The following is a 13820-nucleotide window of genomic DNA, read 5'->3' as shown; positions in this document are numbered from 1 at the left end:
CGCGACGGCCTCCGGTACGGCCGGCGGGTCGGCGGGCACGACCTGGACGGAGTGCACCTCGCCCGGGGTCAGGGCCACGGTGGCCTGCCCACGGATGTGCACGGTCCGCGGGTGGCTACAGGGCCACGCCCAGGAGGGCGTCCACCGTCCGGGAGACCAGGCCCGGGGCCGCTTCGTCCGCCTCGTCGGAGACGAGCTGCCGCTCGACCCAGCGGTCCACGGCCGCCAACGCGGCAGGCGCGTCCAGGTCGCGGGCGAGGGCCTCGCGGACCTCCTCGACCAGGGCGTCCGCGGGAAGCCCGTCCGGCCGGGACACCGCCGCACGCCACCGCTCCAGCCGGGCCACGGCCTCGGCGAGGACCTCGTCGGTCCACTCCCAGTCGTCCCGGTAGTGGTGCGACAGCAGCGCCAGGCGGATGGCCGCCGGATCGACCCCGGCCCGCCGCAGCGCGGACACGAAGACGAGGTTGCCCTTCGACTTCGACATCTTCTCGCCGTTCAGGGCGACCATGCCGGCGTGGACGTACGCCTTGGCCATCGGGAACTCGCCCGTCAGGGCCTGTGCGTGCGAGGCGCCCATCTCGTGGTGCGGGAAGGCCAGGTCGGACCCGCCGCCCTGGATGTCGAAGCCCATGCCCAGGTGGTCCAGGGCGATCGCCACGCATTCGATGTGCCAGCCCGGCCGGCCGCGGCCGAGGGAGCCGCCGTCCCAGCTCGGCTCGCCCGGACGCGCGGCCATCCACAGCATCGGGTCCAGCGGGTTCTTCTTGCCCGGGCGGTCCGGGTCTCCGCCCCGCTCGGCCGAGAGCAGCCGCATCGCCTCGGCGTCGAGGTTCGAGACCTGCCCGAAGTGCGGGTCGGACTCCACCGAGAAGTAGACGTCGCCCTCCAGCTCGTACGCCGCGCCCGCGTCCCGCAGCCGCTCGACCAGCGGCACGATGCCGGGTATGGCCTCGACGGCGCCGATGTAGTGCTGCGGCGGCAGCATGCGCAGGGCGGTCATGTCCTCGCGGAACAGGGCGGTCTCGCGTTCGGCGAGCTCCGTCCAGTCGTGGCCGTCGCGCAGCGCCCGCTCCAGGAGCGGATCGTCCACGTCCGTGACGTTCTGGACGTAGTGGACCTGCCGCTTGGTGTCGAGCCACACGCGCTGCACGAGGTCGAACGCGTTGTAGGTCGCCGCGTGACCGATGTGGGTCGCGTCGTACGGGGTGATGCCGCAGACGTAGATGCGGGCGACGGGACCGGGGGCGAGGGTGATCGTCCCCTGGGTCGCGGAGTCGTGGATCTCGAGGTCGCGGCCCTTGCCAGGAAGGGCGGGGACCTCAGAAGCGGGCCAGGCATGCATGTCTCGAGACTAACCGGACGGATGTTCCTGGAACGAACCGGACCTGCATGGTTGTCTTGATCGGCACCCTTGCGGTCTGGCCGGAACTGTGCGTGTCCGCGGTGGCCGGTTCAGACCGGCGGCCACGGGATCGACGGCCACTGCCCGGACGGTTCGGGATGCGTCCCGGTGCGCAGCAGCTGCGCCACCCGCTCCCGTACGGCGGCCAGCTCGACGGCCGTGATCAGTTCCGCCAGGCGGGTGGCGAGCGGGGCCCCCTCGGCCAGCTCGGCGGCCAGTGCGGCCAGTACCGCGCGCGCCTCGTCCGTCAGCGGCTCCCCGGCCCACCCCCACAGGAGGGTGCGCAGTTTGTCGTCCGCGTGGAAGGTCACGCCGTGGTCGATCCCGTAGAGGCGTCCGTCGGGGGCGGGCAGCAGGTGGCCGCCCTTGCGGTCGCCGTTGTTGATCACGGCGTCGAGGACGGCGAGGCGGCGCAGCCGGGGGTCGTCGGCGTGCACGAGCAGGGCGGTGCGGCCCTCGCCCACGTCGGCGAAGGCGACGGGCTTCCAGCCGTCCCCCGCCTCCTCGCCCTCGACCAGCGCGAGGAGCTCGGCGCCGGGGGCCTCGCCCCCGGGGATCTCGATCCACCGCTGGACCATGCCCTCGCCGTACGGTCCGTCGCGCAGCACGGTGGTGGGCACCAGGCCCCAGCCGGTGGCTTCGGAGACCAGGTAGGAGGCGACCTCGCGCTGGGCGAGGTTCCCGTCGGGGAAGTCCCACAGGGGGCGCTCGCCCTTCACCGGCTTGTACACGCAGTCGGCGCTCTCGCCCCCGTACGCGACCTTGCACAGCAGCACGGCGTTGGACGCCTCGCGGATCCGGCCGACGACGGTCAGCTCACCCTTGGTGAGCAGTTCCTCGTACTTCTCCCGCTCCCCCATGACGGTCACACCTGGCGCCGGTAGCCGTTCTGGCGGGGGCAGACGTGCCCCTCCGGGTCCAGCGGCAGACTGCACAGCGGGCACGGCGGCCGGCCCGCGTTGACCACGTCCAGGGCCCGCTTGGCGAAGGCCCGGGCCTGGGCGCCGGTGAGGCGGACCCGGAGCATGGGCGGGCCGTTCTCCTCGTCCTGGAGCAGCCGCTCCTCCGCCTCGGCGAGATCCTCGTCCGAGTCGGCGTCGAGTTCGACCAGGGCCTGCGCCTCGACGATCATGCGCTGTTCCTCGCCGTCCCAGGCCAGGGCCATGGTGCCGACGCGGAACTCCTCGTCGACGGGGACGTCCAGCGGCGCGGTGTCGGCCGCCTCGGCGGGGGCGACGGCCGGAACCGGGGCGTTGCCCCCCGTGCGCCGTACGACCTCGTCCAGCAGCTCGTCCATCCGCTCGGCCAGCGCCGCGACCTGGGTCTTCTCCAGGGAGACGCTGGTGACGCGTGGGCCGGCGGAGGCCTGCAGGAAGAACGTACGGCGCCCCGGCAGACCGACCGTGCCGGCCACGAAGCGGTCCGGCGGGTCGTAGAGGAACACCTGACGGGGCACGTCCTGTCTCCAAGTCTCGGCGGCAGCGCTCATTTACGGGGCCAGTCCACCCTACTGCGCCGTTCGATCACACCGCGCCCGCACCGCCTCCCACGACGGCGTTCCCGCCGTCTTCCACGGCTTTGTCCGGTGTGGTCGCGCGCGGCACGAGCGCGCCCAGGTCCCCGGTGTCACCGACCCGGAACACGAACGGCCGGGTCGGGGTGTAGCGGACGGCGGTCACGGAGCACGGGTCGACGTGGATGCGCTGGAAGAGGTCGAGGTGCATGCCCAGGGCGTCCGCGACGAGGGACTTGATGATGTCGCCGTGGGAGCACATCAGGAAGACGGCGTCGGCGCCGTGCTCCTGCTCGACGCGCGCGTTCCAGTCCCGTACCGCGTCCACGGCGCGCGCCTGCATGGTGCGCAGGGACTCGCCGCCGGGGAAGGCGGCCGCCGAGGGATGCTGCTGGACGACCTTCATCAGGGGCTCGTCGGCCAGTTCGGAGAGTTTGCGGCCCGACCAGTCGCCGTAGTGGCACTCGCCGATCCGCTCGTCGGTGTGCAGTTCCAGCTCCGGGCGGGCGGCCAGCAGCGGGGCGAGGGTCTCCCGGCAGCGTTGCAGCGGGCTGGTGACGACGGCGGCGAGCGGCACGCCCGCCAGTCTCCCGGGCAGTGCGGCGGCCTGCTCGGCGCCGCGCTCGTCGAGGGCCACTCCCGGGGTCCATCCGGCGAGCAGCCCAGCGGTGTTGGCGGTGGACCGCCCGTGTCGTACGAGGATCAGCGTGGCCATGCCGCCAGCCTAAGCGCTGCCGGTGGCGTGCGGGCCGGGCGGGGGCGGGGGAGAATACGGCGCGTGATAGTGGACTGCGCGATTTACCGGAACGGCCGCCGCACCGAGGGCCCCGCGGACTTCTCGGACGCCCTGGACGAGGCGCGCGCCACGGGGGACGCCTTCCTCTGGGTCGGCATGTACGAGCCGACCGAGAAGGAATTCGAGCACGTGCGGACCGAGTTCGGCCTGCACCCGCTGGCGGTGGAGGACGCCCTGACCGCGCACCAGCGCCCGAAGCTGGAGGTCTACGACGACTCGCTGTTCGTCGTCCTCAAGCCGGTGCTCTACGACGACCACACGGACATCGTGACGGCGGGCGAGCTGATGGTCTTCATCGGTGACTCGTTCGTGGTCACGGTCCGGCACGGCGAGGGGGCCGCGCTGGCCGCCGTACGGCGGCGGCTGGAGCACGAGCCGGACGTCCTGAAGCACGGCCCCACCGCCGTGCTGTACGCGGTCTCCGACGCGGTGGTGGACCACTACATCGACGTGGCGGCCGAGCTCCAGGCCGACCTGGAGGAGTTGGAGGCCGACGTCTTCGCCCCGAACGCCTCGGACACCAAGAACACCGCCTCGCGCATCTACGCCTTCAAACGGCAGGTGCTGGAGTTCCGCCGGGCGACGAGCCCGCTGCTCCAGCCCATGGACCGGCTCGCCTTCGGGAGGGTGCCCTTCGTCCACGAGCACGCCCAGCCGTTCTTCCGCGACGTGGCCGACCACCTGACCAAGGCGAACGAGTACGTGGAGGGCCTGGACCGGCTGCTGTCGGACGCGCTCGCCGCGCACCTGGCGCAGATGGGCGTGCGGCAGAACGACGACATGCGCAAGATCTCGGCATGGGCGGCGATGGCGGCCGTCCCCACGATGGTGGCGGGGATCTACGGGATGAACTTCGACCACATGCCCGAGCTGGGGTGGGGGCTGGGGTATCCGGGCGTGGTTCTGGTGATGGCCGGGGCCTGCCTCGGCCTGCACCGGATGTTCAAGCGGCGGGGCTGGCTCTAGCCGGCCCGAGGGGCCCGAGGGGCGCGGGGGGCCCGGGGGCCCGAGGGGCGCGGGGCTCGGGGTCCGGCTCTACGCGAACTCCGGCGAGGTGACCGGCGCCCCGCCCAGGGCGTTGCGCCGCTCGGGCTGGCGCAGCTCCACCATCCGGTGCCAGCCGCTGAACCGCTCGTACGCGTACATCCCGCGGATCCCGGCGGCGAGCGCGGCCGCCTTGGGCCGGGGCCAGCGCAGCAGCCGCCCCATGTGCGCCATGACGGCGAGGCTCACGTCCCGGTAGATGCCGATCTCGGCGAGCGCGCTCTGGCGCAGCACCCGCTGGATGGTGCGGCCGTGTCCCTCACGGGCCAGGCGCAGCAACTCCTCGTGGCAGTAGGCGAGGTGGTTGTCCTCGTCGTGGCTGATCATGCGGATGGCCCTGCCGACCTCGGGGTGGTCGCCGAAGTGCCGGACCAGCATGTCCATCTGGTCGGCGGCCCGCTGTTCGGTGACCCGGCTGTGCGAGAGGTAGACGACGATGTCGCGCTCGGTCAGCGGCTCCTCGCGGCGCAGCTTGTCGTGCGCGAGGCCGATGCCCCGCCGCTCCAGCAGCATCGTGTAGTCGGTCTCGGGTGGCACCGGGACGGGCGGCAGGCCGCGCTTGCGGAGCAGGGCGTGGAAGATCCGCCCGTGCTTGTCCTCGTCCGCGCCGTGCCGGGTGATCTTGGGTGCGAGGTCGCGCATGCCGTCCGGCACCAGGGCTGCGATGCGGGCGTTCTCCCAGCCGCCCTGGGTCTCCCCGCTGGCGGCGATCGAGCAGAACAGCTGGAAGGAGTCGTCGTTGTCGACGATCTCCTGGAACAGGCTGCGGGCAGAGAGCATGCAACGAGTCAAACGCCGGTCGCCGGGGGCGGCAACCGAAGGACCGCGGCGCTCGCCCGAATGAACGAAACCGGCGGATGGGCGCCGGCGCGTAACCCGGCGGGCGCCCCGCGCGTTGTTGCCTGTGTCGGCCGTGGCGGGGAAGACCCCCGAGCCCCCACCACGGCCGCAGGACCCGTCGCCGCCGCGCCGGTCAGGCCAGGCCCGCACGCTCCATGGCCTCGGTGCCGGCCCGCAGGGCGGCGATCCGCTCGTCCAGGGTGAAGCCGGCCGGGGCCAGCGTGAGGGTCGTGACCCCGGCCTCCGCGTAGGCCCGCATCCCGTCCGCGATCCGCTCGACCGGGCCCAGCAGGGTGGTCGAGTCGATCAGGGAGTGCGGGACGGCCTGGGCCGCGCCGGTCTTGTCACCGCCCAGGTACTTCTCCTGGATCTCGGCGGCTTCCTTCTCGTACCCCATGCGCTGGGCGAGCTGGTTGTAGAAGTTCTGCTTGCGGCTGCCCATGCCGCCCACGTAGAGGGCGGTGTACGGGCGGAACATGTCGGCGAGCGCGGTCACGTCCTCTCCGAGGGCCAGCGGCACGGTCGGGCAGACGTCGAAGCCGTCCATGGTCAGCCCGGCCTTCTCGCGGCCCGCCCGGATGTGGGTGAGGGCAGTGGCCTCGAGGTGCTCGGCGGCCGGGAAGATCAGCAGGGCGCCGTCGGCGATCTCGCCGGTCTGCTCGAGGTTCTTGGGGCCGATCGCGGCGATGTAGAGGGGGATGTGCTCGCGCTCGGGGTGCACCGTCAGCTTGAGCGGCTTGCCCGGGCCTCCCGGGAGCGGCAGGGTCCAGTGCTCGCCCTCGTACGAGAGCCGCTCACGGCTCATCGCCTTGCGGACGATCTCCACGTACTCCCGGGTGCGTGCGAGCGGCTTGTCGAACGTGACGCCGTACCAGCCCTCGGAGACCTGCGGGCCGGAGACGCCGAGGCCGAGCCGGAAGCGGCCCTTGGTGAGGGAGTCCAGGGTGGCGGCGGTCATGGCCGTCATGGCGGGCTGACGGGCCGGGATCTGGAGGATCGCCGAACCGACGTCGATCCGCTCGGTCTGGGCGGCGACCCAGGCGAGCACGGTCGGGGCATCGGAGCCGTAGGCCTCGGCCGCCCAGCAGACGTCGTAGCCGAGGCGGTCGGCCTCCTGTGCGACGGCGAGGTTGTCGGCGTCCATGCCCGCACCCCAGTAGCCGAGATTGATGCCGAGCCGCATGTGTCGTCCCCTTACCGAATGTACCGATCAGTAACGTGCGTGTGCCGGGACTCTAGCGCGCCCGGAGCCCTTGCGGCAGTGCCCCAGTAGTCTCAGCGCTCATGGAGCAGAGGCATCTCGGCCGCACCGGACTGCGCGTATCCCGGATCGGCCTCGGCACCCTCACCTGGGGCCGCGACACCGGCGAGGAAGCCGCCGCCGAGCAGGTGAAGACGTTCTGGGAGGCGGGCGGCACCCTCGTCGACACGGCCGACGTGTACGGGGGCGGCGAGGCCGAGTACCTCCTCGGCCGGCTGCTGGCCGGGCTCGTCCCGCGCCGGGACCTGGTGATCGCGACCAAGGCGGGCAGCGTGCCCGACCCGGACCGGCGGTTCGACGGCTCGCGCGGGCACCTGCTGGCCGCGCTGGACGCCTCCCTGGAGCGGCTGGGCACCGATCACGTCGATCTCTGGCAGCTGCACGCCTTCGATCCGGTGACCCCGCTGGAGGAGACCCTGCAGGCACTGGACCTGGCCGTGAGCAGCGGGCGCGCCCGGTACGCCGGCGTGGCCGGCTTCTGCGGCTGGCAGTTGGCGAAGGCGGCGACCTGGCAGCTCGCGGCGCCGGGGGTGAGGACGCGGCTGGCCTCGACCCAGATGGAGTACTCGCTGCTCCAGCGGGGCGTCGAACGCGAGGTGCTGCCGGCCGCCCTGGACCTGGGCGTCGGCCTCCTGCCCTCGTCCCCGCTGGGACGCGGGGTCCTGACGGCCAAGTACCGGGCCGGTACCCCGGCGGACTCGCGGGGCGCCTCGGAGTCGCTGGCCGCCCTGGTGGACCCGTACCTGGACGAGGCCGCGGGCCGGATCGTGGACGCGGTGGTGACGGCGGCCCAGGGGCTGGCGGTGACCCCCCTCCAGGTGGCCCTGGCGTGGATCCGCGACCGGCCCGGGGTGGTCGCGCCCATCGTCGGCGCGCGGACGTCGGCGCAGCTCGCGGAGGCCCTGTCAGTGGAGGCCCTTAGTCTTCCCGAGGAGATCTGCCGGGCGCTGGACGATGTGTCGGCTCCCGTGCACCGCTACCCCGATCAGGACTGGAGCACGCTGTGAGCACCGACCGCTCGGCCGAACCCGCTGCCGCGGAGGAAACGGAGGCGACGGCCGTCCGGCCCGCTGCCGTGGAGGACCCGGCCGGGCAGGCACCCGCCGACGGGGACGCCCCGTACCCCGCGGAGCCCGACGCCACGGGCGCCGCCGCCCCGGCCGGGACCGCGCCGGGTCCGGAGCCGCAGGCCGCGGCACACGGCGAAGCCGGGGATGTCGAGGTCCCGGACGGCGAGGTCCCGGACGGCGAAGCCCGGGACGGCGAAGCCCGGGACGAGGAAGCGTTGGACGAGGAAGCGCCGGACGGGGAGGCAGCGGACGGGGAAACCGGGGCGGGGGCCGCCGGCGCTGCCGGGCCCGCCGGCGGCGAAGCGGCGGTCGCACCCGGGCTGAGCGAGGCCCAGGCCGAGCTGGCCGCGCAGAAGATCGAACGGGAGCGGATCGCCCGCCGGAAGGCCGAGCGGGAAGGACCGGTCGAGGCCGGCGCCAAGCTCAGCGGCAAGGCCGCCGACCTGCTGGCCGCCGTACGGGCCGTGGAGAGCGGGACCAAGCCCCCGTCCGCGTACTTCGACGAGGCCCCGGCCGCGCCGCGCAAGGCCGCCCCCGCTCCTGCGCCGCCGCCGCGCAGGACGACGCAGGCTCCGGCCGCCGCCCCGGCCGCGGACACCGTCGACGGCGTACGGGCCGTCCTGGCCCGGGGCGGCGCCCCCGAGGCCCTGGCCGCCCCGGCCGCAGCGGCGCTCGGCGACGGCGCCGCCGACCGGCTCGCGGAGAACCCCTGGCTGCTGCTGGCGGTACCGGCCGTGCGCCCGACGCAGGCGGACGGCTTCGCCCGCGCCCTGCTCGGCCCCGAGGCCGGGCCCGGCGACGAGCGCCGCACCGCCGCCCTGGTCGGCTGGCTGCTGGTCCAGGCCGGGCTCAAGGGCCACACCGCGCTGGAGGCCCCGGTCCTGCGGTCGGCGCTGGCGCAGTACGGCGTGCCGGATCCCGACGCGGCCCTCGAGGCGGCCATCGCCGAGGGCTCGGTCCTGGTCTTCCACGAGCCGCTCGGGCCGCCGGTCGCACAGGACGCGCAGGACGCCGAGCAGCCGGTACGGGTGCTGGTGGGCCTGGAAGGCGCGGCGATGGCCGAGGAGAGCCTGGCCGACGGACTGGCCCGGATCGCCAGCACCTTCGACGCCCCGGCGGACTGGGACAAGGCCGCCGCCGGCCCCGGCGCGGAGCTGATCCGCGCCGTCGCGGGCCACGGTCTGGTCACCCACACCGGCGGTGAGGCCTCCCGCGCGGAACCGCTCGCCCTGCTGGCCGCCGCCCGCGGACTCGGCCTGCGCACCTGCCTGGCCGCGCACGTCCCCCCGGCCGAGGGGGTCACCGTCGCCGGGCTGCTGGCCGGGGCGGAGGGCCCGGGGCGGGACGCCGACGGGCAGTTCGCGCTGGACCTGCTGGTGGTGCTGGACGCACCGCAGCTGGACGTGGAGACCGCGGCCGCACTGGTGGAGTCCGTCCCCGACGGAGCCCGCCTGGTGCTCTCCGGGGACCCCTCGGTGCTCGGTTCCGCCGGGGCCGGGCGGGTGTTCGCCGATCTGCTGGCCGCCCGTACCTGCCCCCAGGTGGTCTCCCGCGTCCCGGACCCCGGCCCCCTCGGCGAGCTGGTCTCCGGGGTCGGCATCGGCGAGCTGAACCAGGTCGACGCACCCGGCAAGGAGGTCGTCATCGTCCCGGTGCGCGACGCCGGGGAGGCCGTGCACCGGGCCGTACAGCTGGTGGCCGAGTCGGTACCGCGGGCCTTCGGGATCCCGGCGGACAGCGTGCAGGTGATCACCCCGGGCCACGGCGGCTCGGCGGGCACCCGTGCGCTGAACGCGGCCCTCAAGGAGCGGCTGAATCCCGGCCCGGGCCGGTTCGGCGGCTTCGATCCCGGCGACCGGGTGGTCCACGTGCCCTCCCCCGGGCGGGCCCTGCCGGCCCGGGTGGTGTCGGCCGACGCGCAGGGGCTGCACCTGGAGCGCGCGGGCGCGCCGGTCGTCGTACCGAAGGAGCTGGTGGAGGCCCAGGTCCGGCACGGGTGGGCGGTGACCGCGCACCAGGCGGTGGGCGCGCGCTGGCCGGCGGTGGTCGTCGTCCTGCCGGGGGACGCGGCGCAGGCCCTTTCCCGGGACTGGGTGTATACGGCGTTCGGGCGGGCGGAGCGGCACCTGTCCGTGGTGCACGGCGTGGACCAGGCCCTGCCACACGCGGTCGCCGAGGTGCTGCCGAAGCCGCGTACGACCCGGCTGACCGGGCTGCTGACCGCCCTGACGGCGGCCGACGGACAGCCGGAGTAGACGGAAGCGGCCCCCGCGGTGCGGGGGCCGCTTCCGTTCCGGCTCGAGCGCGGCCCGGGCGCCGCTCAGGCCGGGGTCAGCCCCGGCCGTGCGGTCTCGTCCGCGACCTCGTCCGCGTCGGCGTCCTCGCCGAACTCGTCGGTCTCCTCGTCGAAGACGGAGCTGACGTCGAACCGGTGCATGACGTCCTCCGGATCGGTGTGCCCGAAGGGCGAGTTGAGCCAGTCCCCCGGCTCCGCCATGTCCTCCGAGGCCGCGATCCACAGCGTGGAGTCGCCCTCCTCCAGCCCGAAGTCCTTGTAGCGGGAGGCGATCTCGTCGGGCTCGTACTCCCCGAACAGGACGCCCAGCGCCCCCGCGGTGCCGCCGTCGTGGACGCGTTCGGCCTCCCGGTCGTGCGCGGCGACCCGCTCGGCCTGGGCGATCAGCCGCTGCGGCTCGACCACGGCGTAGTCGCGGCGGATGAGCACGCTGAAGGCGGCGGGCTCGGCGGGACCGGTGTACGGGACGCCGTCCTCGGGGGTGGGGATCTCGAAGGGGGTGACCTCGTCGTAGCGGTCGTAGAGCAGTTCGTCGTACTCCTCGGCAGCGGCGGCGAGTTCGTTGAACGCGGCGTAGACGGCGGGGTCCTCGTCCCCGGTCCGGCGCTCGACCGCGGCGAGGTGCCGGTCGAGCGCTTCCTTGACCGCCTCGGCGGCGGCGCGTACCTCGGCAACAGTGGGCAGAGCGGCATCAGACATAGAGGAGACGCTATCCGTAGCAGGGCTCTGCCCGCACAATAGATGCGATGCCGGAATACGAATTTGTCGACGTGTACGTGCCCCGCGGGGTTCCCCGCAAGGAGGCGACCCGCCTGCTGACCGATCATGCCGAGTACGGGAACTGGGAACTCGACCGCCTGACCCTGCACCGGGACGGCAGCCGCCGCGTGCGACTGCGCCGCCGGATCATCCGCCAGGTCCGCGCGACCTGGTGACGCGGGCCCCGGGCATGGGGCCCGCGTCGTGAGGGACCGTCAGGCGGCGTTGCGGGCGCGCCGGTAGAGCACGGCGCCGCCCAGCAGCAGACCGCCGGCGAGCGGAAGCGCAGCCGCGAGGACGTCACCGGAGCCGGTGGCGGCGAGGACGGGCGGCGAGCCCGGAACACCGGCCTCCGGAGCGGGGTGCGTGATCGGCGTGACGGGCGTGCCGGTGATCGTGACGGGGTTGCCCGGCTTTTCCTGCTCGGGCTTGCCGTTGCCGGGGTTCTCCGTGCCCGGCTTGCCCGGGCCCGGCGTCTCGGGGTGGTCGTCGCACGGCTCGTCGCCGCCGTTCCCCGGGTGTCCGGGGGGCGCCGGGTGCCCGGGTCCGCCCGGGTGGTCAGGGTGCTCAGGGTGGCCCGGGTGATCAGGGTGGCCCGGGTAGTCAGGATTACCCGGGTTGCCATGGTTGCCAGGGTTACCCGGATTGCCGGGGTTGCCCGGGTGGTCAGGCGTGTCAGGCGTGTCGGGCCGGTCCGGGCGGCCGGGCCTGCCGCCGTGGTCCGAACCGTTGGCGCAGTGGTTCCCGAAGGCCGGGTTGAGGGCTCCCACCACCGTGACCGTGATGCCGCAGGCGTTCACGGGCGCGTCCACGGGTGCCTGCACGTTGTTCCCGGACAGCAGTCCGGGAGAGTTGGCGGCCTTCCCCGAGGCGCCGGAGTCCGCATGTGCGTACCCCCCGCCCAGCGCCAGGACACCTCCCGCGGCAGCCATGGTGATCAGGGTCTTCCTGGTGGCCTGTACCGGTCGTCGCATCTGTACTCGTCCCCATGATGTTTAGGTCCAGGCTCCCCTGCCTGGAGCACCGAACGTGAGAATCCGGGCCGGAAAGCCCGGTAGCCCCGGAGCGCTGGAATGCGCTCCGGGGCCGAAGACTTCAGACGCGTCAGGCGTTGACGCAGGTGTTGCCGAAGGCCGGGTTCAGCAGGCCGATCACGTTGACCGTGTTGCCGCAGACGTTCACGGGGATGTGAACCGGGACCTGGACGACGTTGCCGGACAGCACACCGGGGGAGCCGATGGCCGCACCCTGGGCGCCCGCGTCGGCGACAGCCAGACCCGCACCCGCGAGAACCAGGCCACCGGTGGCAGCCGCAGCGGCGACAACCTTCTTGATCATTGTTCCTCCTAGTAGGCAATTGCGGTCCCAGCCGCGGACCGCACCACCTGTAACGAGGAGGGATCACCAGGGCTACGAGCGTATGAGCGCATTCACTCTTCCCAGTGGTCTGCGCACACTTCTGCGATTCTCGGGCGTTGTCCCCCTCAGGCGTTGTCGATGAATCGGTCGAGGACGCGGACGCCGAACTTCAGTCCGTCGACCGGCACCCGCTCGTCGACGCCGTGGAACATCCCGGCGAAGTCCAGCTCCGGCGGCAGCTGCAGCGGCGCGAAGCCGAAGCAGCGGATGCCGAGGTCGTCGAAGGACTTGGCGTCCGTACCGCCCGAGAGCATGTACGGGACGGCCCGCGCGATCGGGTCCTCGGCCTTCAGGGCGCCCTGCATCGCGTCGACCAGCCGACCGTCGAAGTCGGTCTCCAGAGCCTTGTCCCCGTGCACGTCCTCCCGCTTGACCCGGGGGCCGAGGATGCGGTCGAGGTCGGCGAAGAACTCGTCCTCGTAGCCCGGCAGGAAGCGGCCGTCGACGTGGGCCGTGGCCTGGCCGGGAATGACGTTGACCTTGTAGCCGGCGCCGAGCATGGTCGGGGCGGCGGAGTTGCGCAGCGTCGCGCCGACCATCTTGGCGATGCCGCCGAGCTTGGCGAGCGTGGCGTCCATGTTGTCCGGGTCCAGGGGGGTCCCGAGGGCGTCCGAGAGCTCGTCCAGGAAGCTGCGTACGGTCTTGGTCACGCGCACCGGCCACTGGTGGCGCCCGAGCCGGCCCACGGCCTCGCACAGCTCCGTGATCGCGTTGTCGTTGTTGGTCATGGAGCCGTGGCCCGCGGTGCCCTCCACCGTGAGCCGCATCCAGTGCATGCCCTTCTGGGCGGTCTCCACGAGGTAGAGGCGCAGGTTCTCGTTCACCGTGAAGGAGAAGCCGCCGACCTCGCCGATCGCCTCGGTGACGCCCTCGAAGAGGCCCGGGTGCTTGTCGACGAGGTGCCGTGCCCCGTACACGCCGCCGGCCTCCTCGTCGGCGAGGAAGGCGAGCACGATGTCACGCGGGGGCTTGCGGCCGCTGCGCATGCGATCGCGTACGACGGCCAGCGTCATCGCGTCCATGTCCTTCATGTCGACGGCGCCGCGGCCCCACACGCAGCCGTCGGCGATCTCCCCCGCGAAGGGGTCGAAGGTCCAGTCGGCCGCGTTGGCCGGGACCACGTCGGTGTGCCCGTGGATCAGCAGCGCGGGCCGCGAGGGGTCCTCCCCCTCGATGCGCGCCACGGTCGAGGCCCGCCCCTTGTGCGATTCGAAGATCTGCGGCTCCAGGCCGACCTCGGCGAGCTTCTCGGCCACCCACTCGGCCGCCTTGCGCTCGCCGGGGCCCGAGTGGTCCCCGTAGTTGCTGGTGTCGATCCGGATGAGGTCCCGGCAGAGGTCGACGACCTCGTCCTCGCCGGAGACGGTCCTGCCCGCGCTCGACTCGCTCACGCTGCTTCCTCCCACTGATCGGTACC

At 73.3% G+C, this 13820-nt stretch carries 14 protein-coding genes; 4 read left to right on the top strand and 10 right to left on the bottom strand.

The window, feature by feature from the left end:
- Window positions 1-115: 115 nt before the first annotated feature.
- From mshC to AB0D44_RS25525, 4 genes are all read right to left on the bottom strand, one after another.
- Entirely contained in the window at window positions 116-1345 is a 1230-nt protein-coding gene (mshC, locus tag AB0D44_RS25540) for a cysteine--1-D-myo-inosityl 2-amino-2-deoxy-alpha-D-glucopyranoside ligase (RefSeq protein WP_362595053.1), read from the bottom strand.
- A 110-nt stretch (window positions 1346-1455) separates the two neighbouring features.
- A complete protein-coding gene (locus AB0D44_RS25535) occupies window positions 1456-2265 on the bottom strand; it encodes an SCO1664 family protein (RefSeq protein ID WP_362595051.1) in 810 nt (269 codons plus the stop codon).
- Window positions 2266-2270: 5 nt separating this feature from the next.
- Complete coding sequence (locus AB0D44_RS25530) at window positions 2271-2861, bottom strand: DUF3090 domain-containing protein (RefSeq protein WP_362595049.1); 591 nt, start codon at window positions 2859-2861, stop codon at window positions 2271-2273.
- 67 nt (window positions 2862-2928) lie between these two features.
- Window positions 2929-3633, bottom strand: coding sequence for a histidine phosphatase family protein (locus AB0D44_RS25525; RefSeq protein WP_362595047.1), 705 nt, complete (start codon window positions 3631-3633; stop codon window positions 2929-2931).
- Window positions 3634-3687: 54 nt separating this feature from the next.
- On the opposite strand from AB0D44_RS25525, the gene AB0D44_RS25520 reads away from it, so the two are divergent.
- The gene (locus AB0D44_RS25520; RefSeq protein WP_362595059.1) at window positions 3688-4680 is read left to right on the top strand and encodes a magnesium and cobalt transport protein CorA; all 993 of its coding nucleotides are present in this window, start codon (window positions 3688-3690) and stop codon (window positions 4678-4680) included.
- Window positions 4681-4749: 69 nt separating this feature from the next.
- On the opposite strand, the gene AB0D44_RS25515 is transcribed toward AB0D44_RS25520, so the two are convergent.
- Together AB0D44_RS25515 and AB0D44_RS25510 are read right to left on the bottom strand one after the other, a co-directional pair.
- Window positions 4750-5538, bottom strand: coding sequence for a ferritin-like domain-containing protein (locus AB0D44_RS25515; protein ID WP_362595045.1), 789 nt, complete (start codon window positions 5536-5538; stop codon window positions 4750-4752).
- Between the two features lie 193 nt (window positions 5539-5731).
- Window positions 5732-6781 (bottom strand): LLM class F420-dependent oxidoreductase, encoded by a 1050-nt coding sequence (locus AB0D44_RS25510; RefSeq protein ID WP_362595043.1) that lies wholly within the window; start codon window positions 6779-6781, stop codon window positions 5732-5734.
- A gap of 101 nt (window positions 6782-6882) precedes the next feature.
- Here AB0D44_RS25510 and AB0D44_RS25505 point away from each other — a divergent pair, with 101 nt between their 5' ends.
- The gene (locus AB0D44_RS25505) at window positions 6883-7866 is read left to right on the top strand and encodes an aldo/keto reductase (protein WP_362595041.1); all 984 of its coding nucleotides are present in this window, start codon (window positions 6883-6885) and stop codon (window positions 7864-7866) included.
- Window positions 7863-10184 carry an ATP-binding domain-containing protein gene (locus AB0D44_RS25500; RefSeq protein WP_362595039.1) on the top strand — a complete coding sequence of 774 codons (2322 nt, stop codon included), beginning with the start codon at window positions 7863-7865 and terminating at the stop codon, window positions 10182-10184. The genes AB0D44_RS25505 and AB0D44_RS25500 overlap by 4 nt, the downstream gene beginning before the upstream one ends.
- Window positions 10185-10249: 65 nt before the next feature.
- On the opposite strand, the gene AB0D44_RS25495 is transcribed toward AB0D44_RS25500, so the two are convergent.
- A complete protein-coding gene (locus AB0D44_RS25495; RefSeq protein ID WP_362595037.1) occupies window positions 10250-10924 on the bottom strand; it encodes a hypothetical protein in 675 nt (224 codons plus the stop codon).
- 47 nt (window positions 10925-10971) lie between these two features.
- On the opposite strand from AB0D44_RS25495, the gene AB0D44_RS25490 reads away from it, so the two are divergent.
- Window positions 10972-11160, top strand: a complete 189-nt coding sequence (locus tag AB0D44_RS25490; protein WP_031146791.1) for a DUF5703 family protein — start codon at window positions 10972-10974, stop codon at window positions 11158-11160.
- A 39-nt stretch (window positions 11161-11199) separates the two neighbouring features.
- Here AB0D44_RS25490 and AB0D44_RS25485 read toward each other — a convergent pair whose 3' ends face one another.
- The 3 genes from AB0D44_RS25485 to AB0D44_RS25475 all read right to left on the bottom strand — a co-directional run bounded on the left by AB0D44_RS25485 (window position 11200) and on the right by AB0D44_RS25475 (window position 13794).
- Window positions 11200-11958: a chaplin gene (locus AB0D44_RS25485; protein ID WP_362595035.1), complete on the bottom strand. Its 759-nt coding sequence runs from the start codon at window positions 11956-11958 to the stop codon at window positions 11200-11202.
- 130 nt (window positions 11959-12088) lie between these two features.
- The gene (gene chpH, locus AB0D44_RS25480; protein WP_069919593.1) at window positions 12089-12322 is read right to left on the bottom strand and encodes a chaplin ChpH; all 234 of its coding nucleotides are present in this window, start codon (window positions 12320-12322) and stop codon (window positions 12089-12091) included.
- Window positions 12323-12468: 146 nt separating this feature from the next.
- On the bottom strand, window positions 12469-13794 hold the full coding sequence (locus AB0D44_RS25475) for a M20/M25/M40 family metallo-hydrolase (RefSeq protein ID WP_362595033.1): 1326 nt from the start codon (window positions 13792-13794) through the stop codon (window positions 12469-12471).
- Between the last annotated feature and the right edge of the window lie 26 nt (window positions 13795-13820).

It is taken from the genome of Streptomyces sp. NPDC048349 (genome assembly GCF_040651925.1).
GTDB lineage: Bacteria > Actinomycetota > Actinomycetes > Streptomycetales > Streptomycetaceae > Streptomyces.
This window is presented reverse-complemented; position numbering and strand designations above follow the sequence as displayed.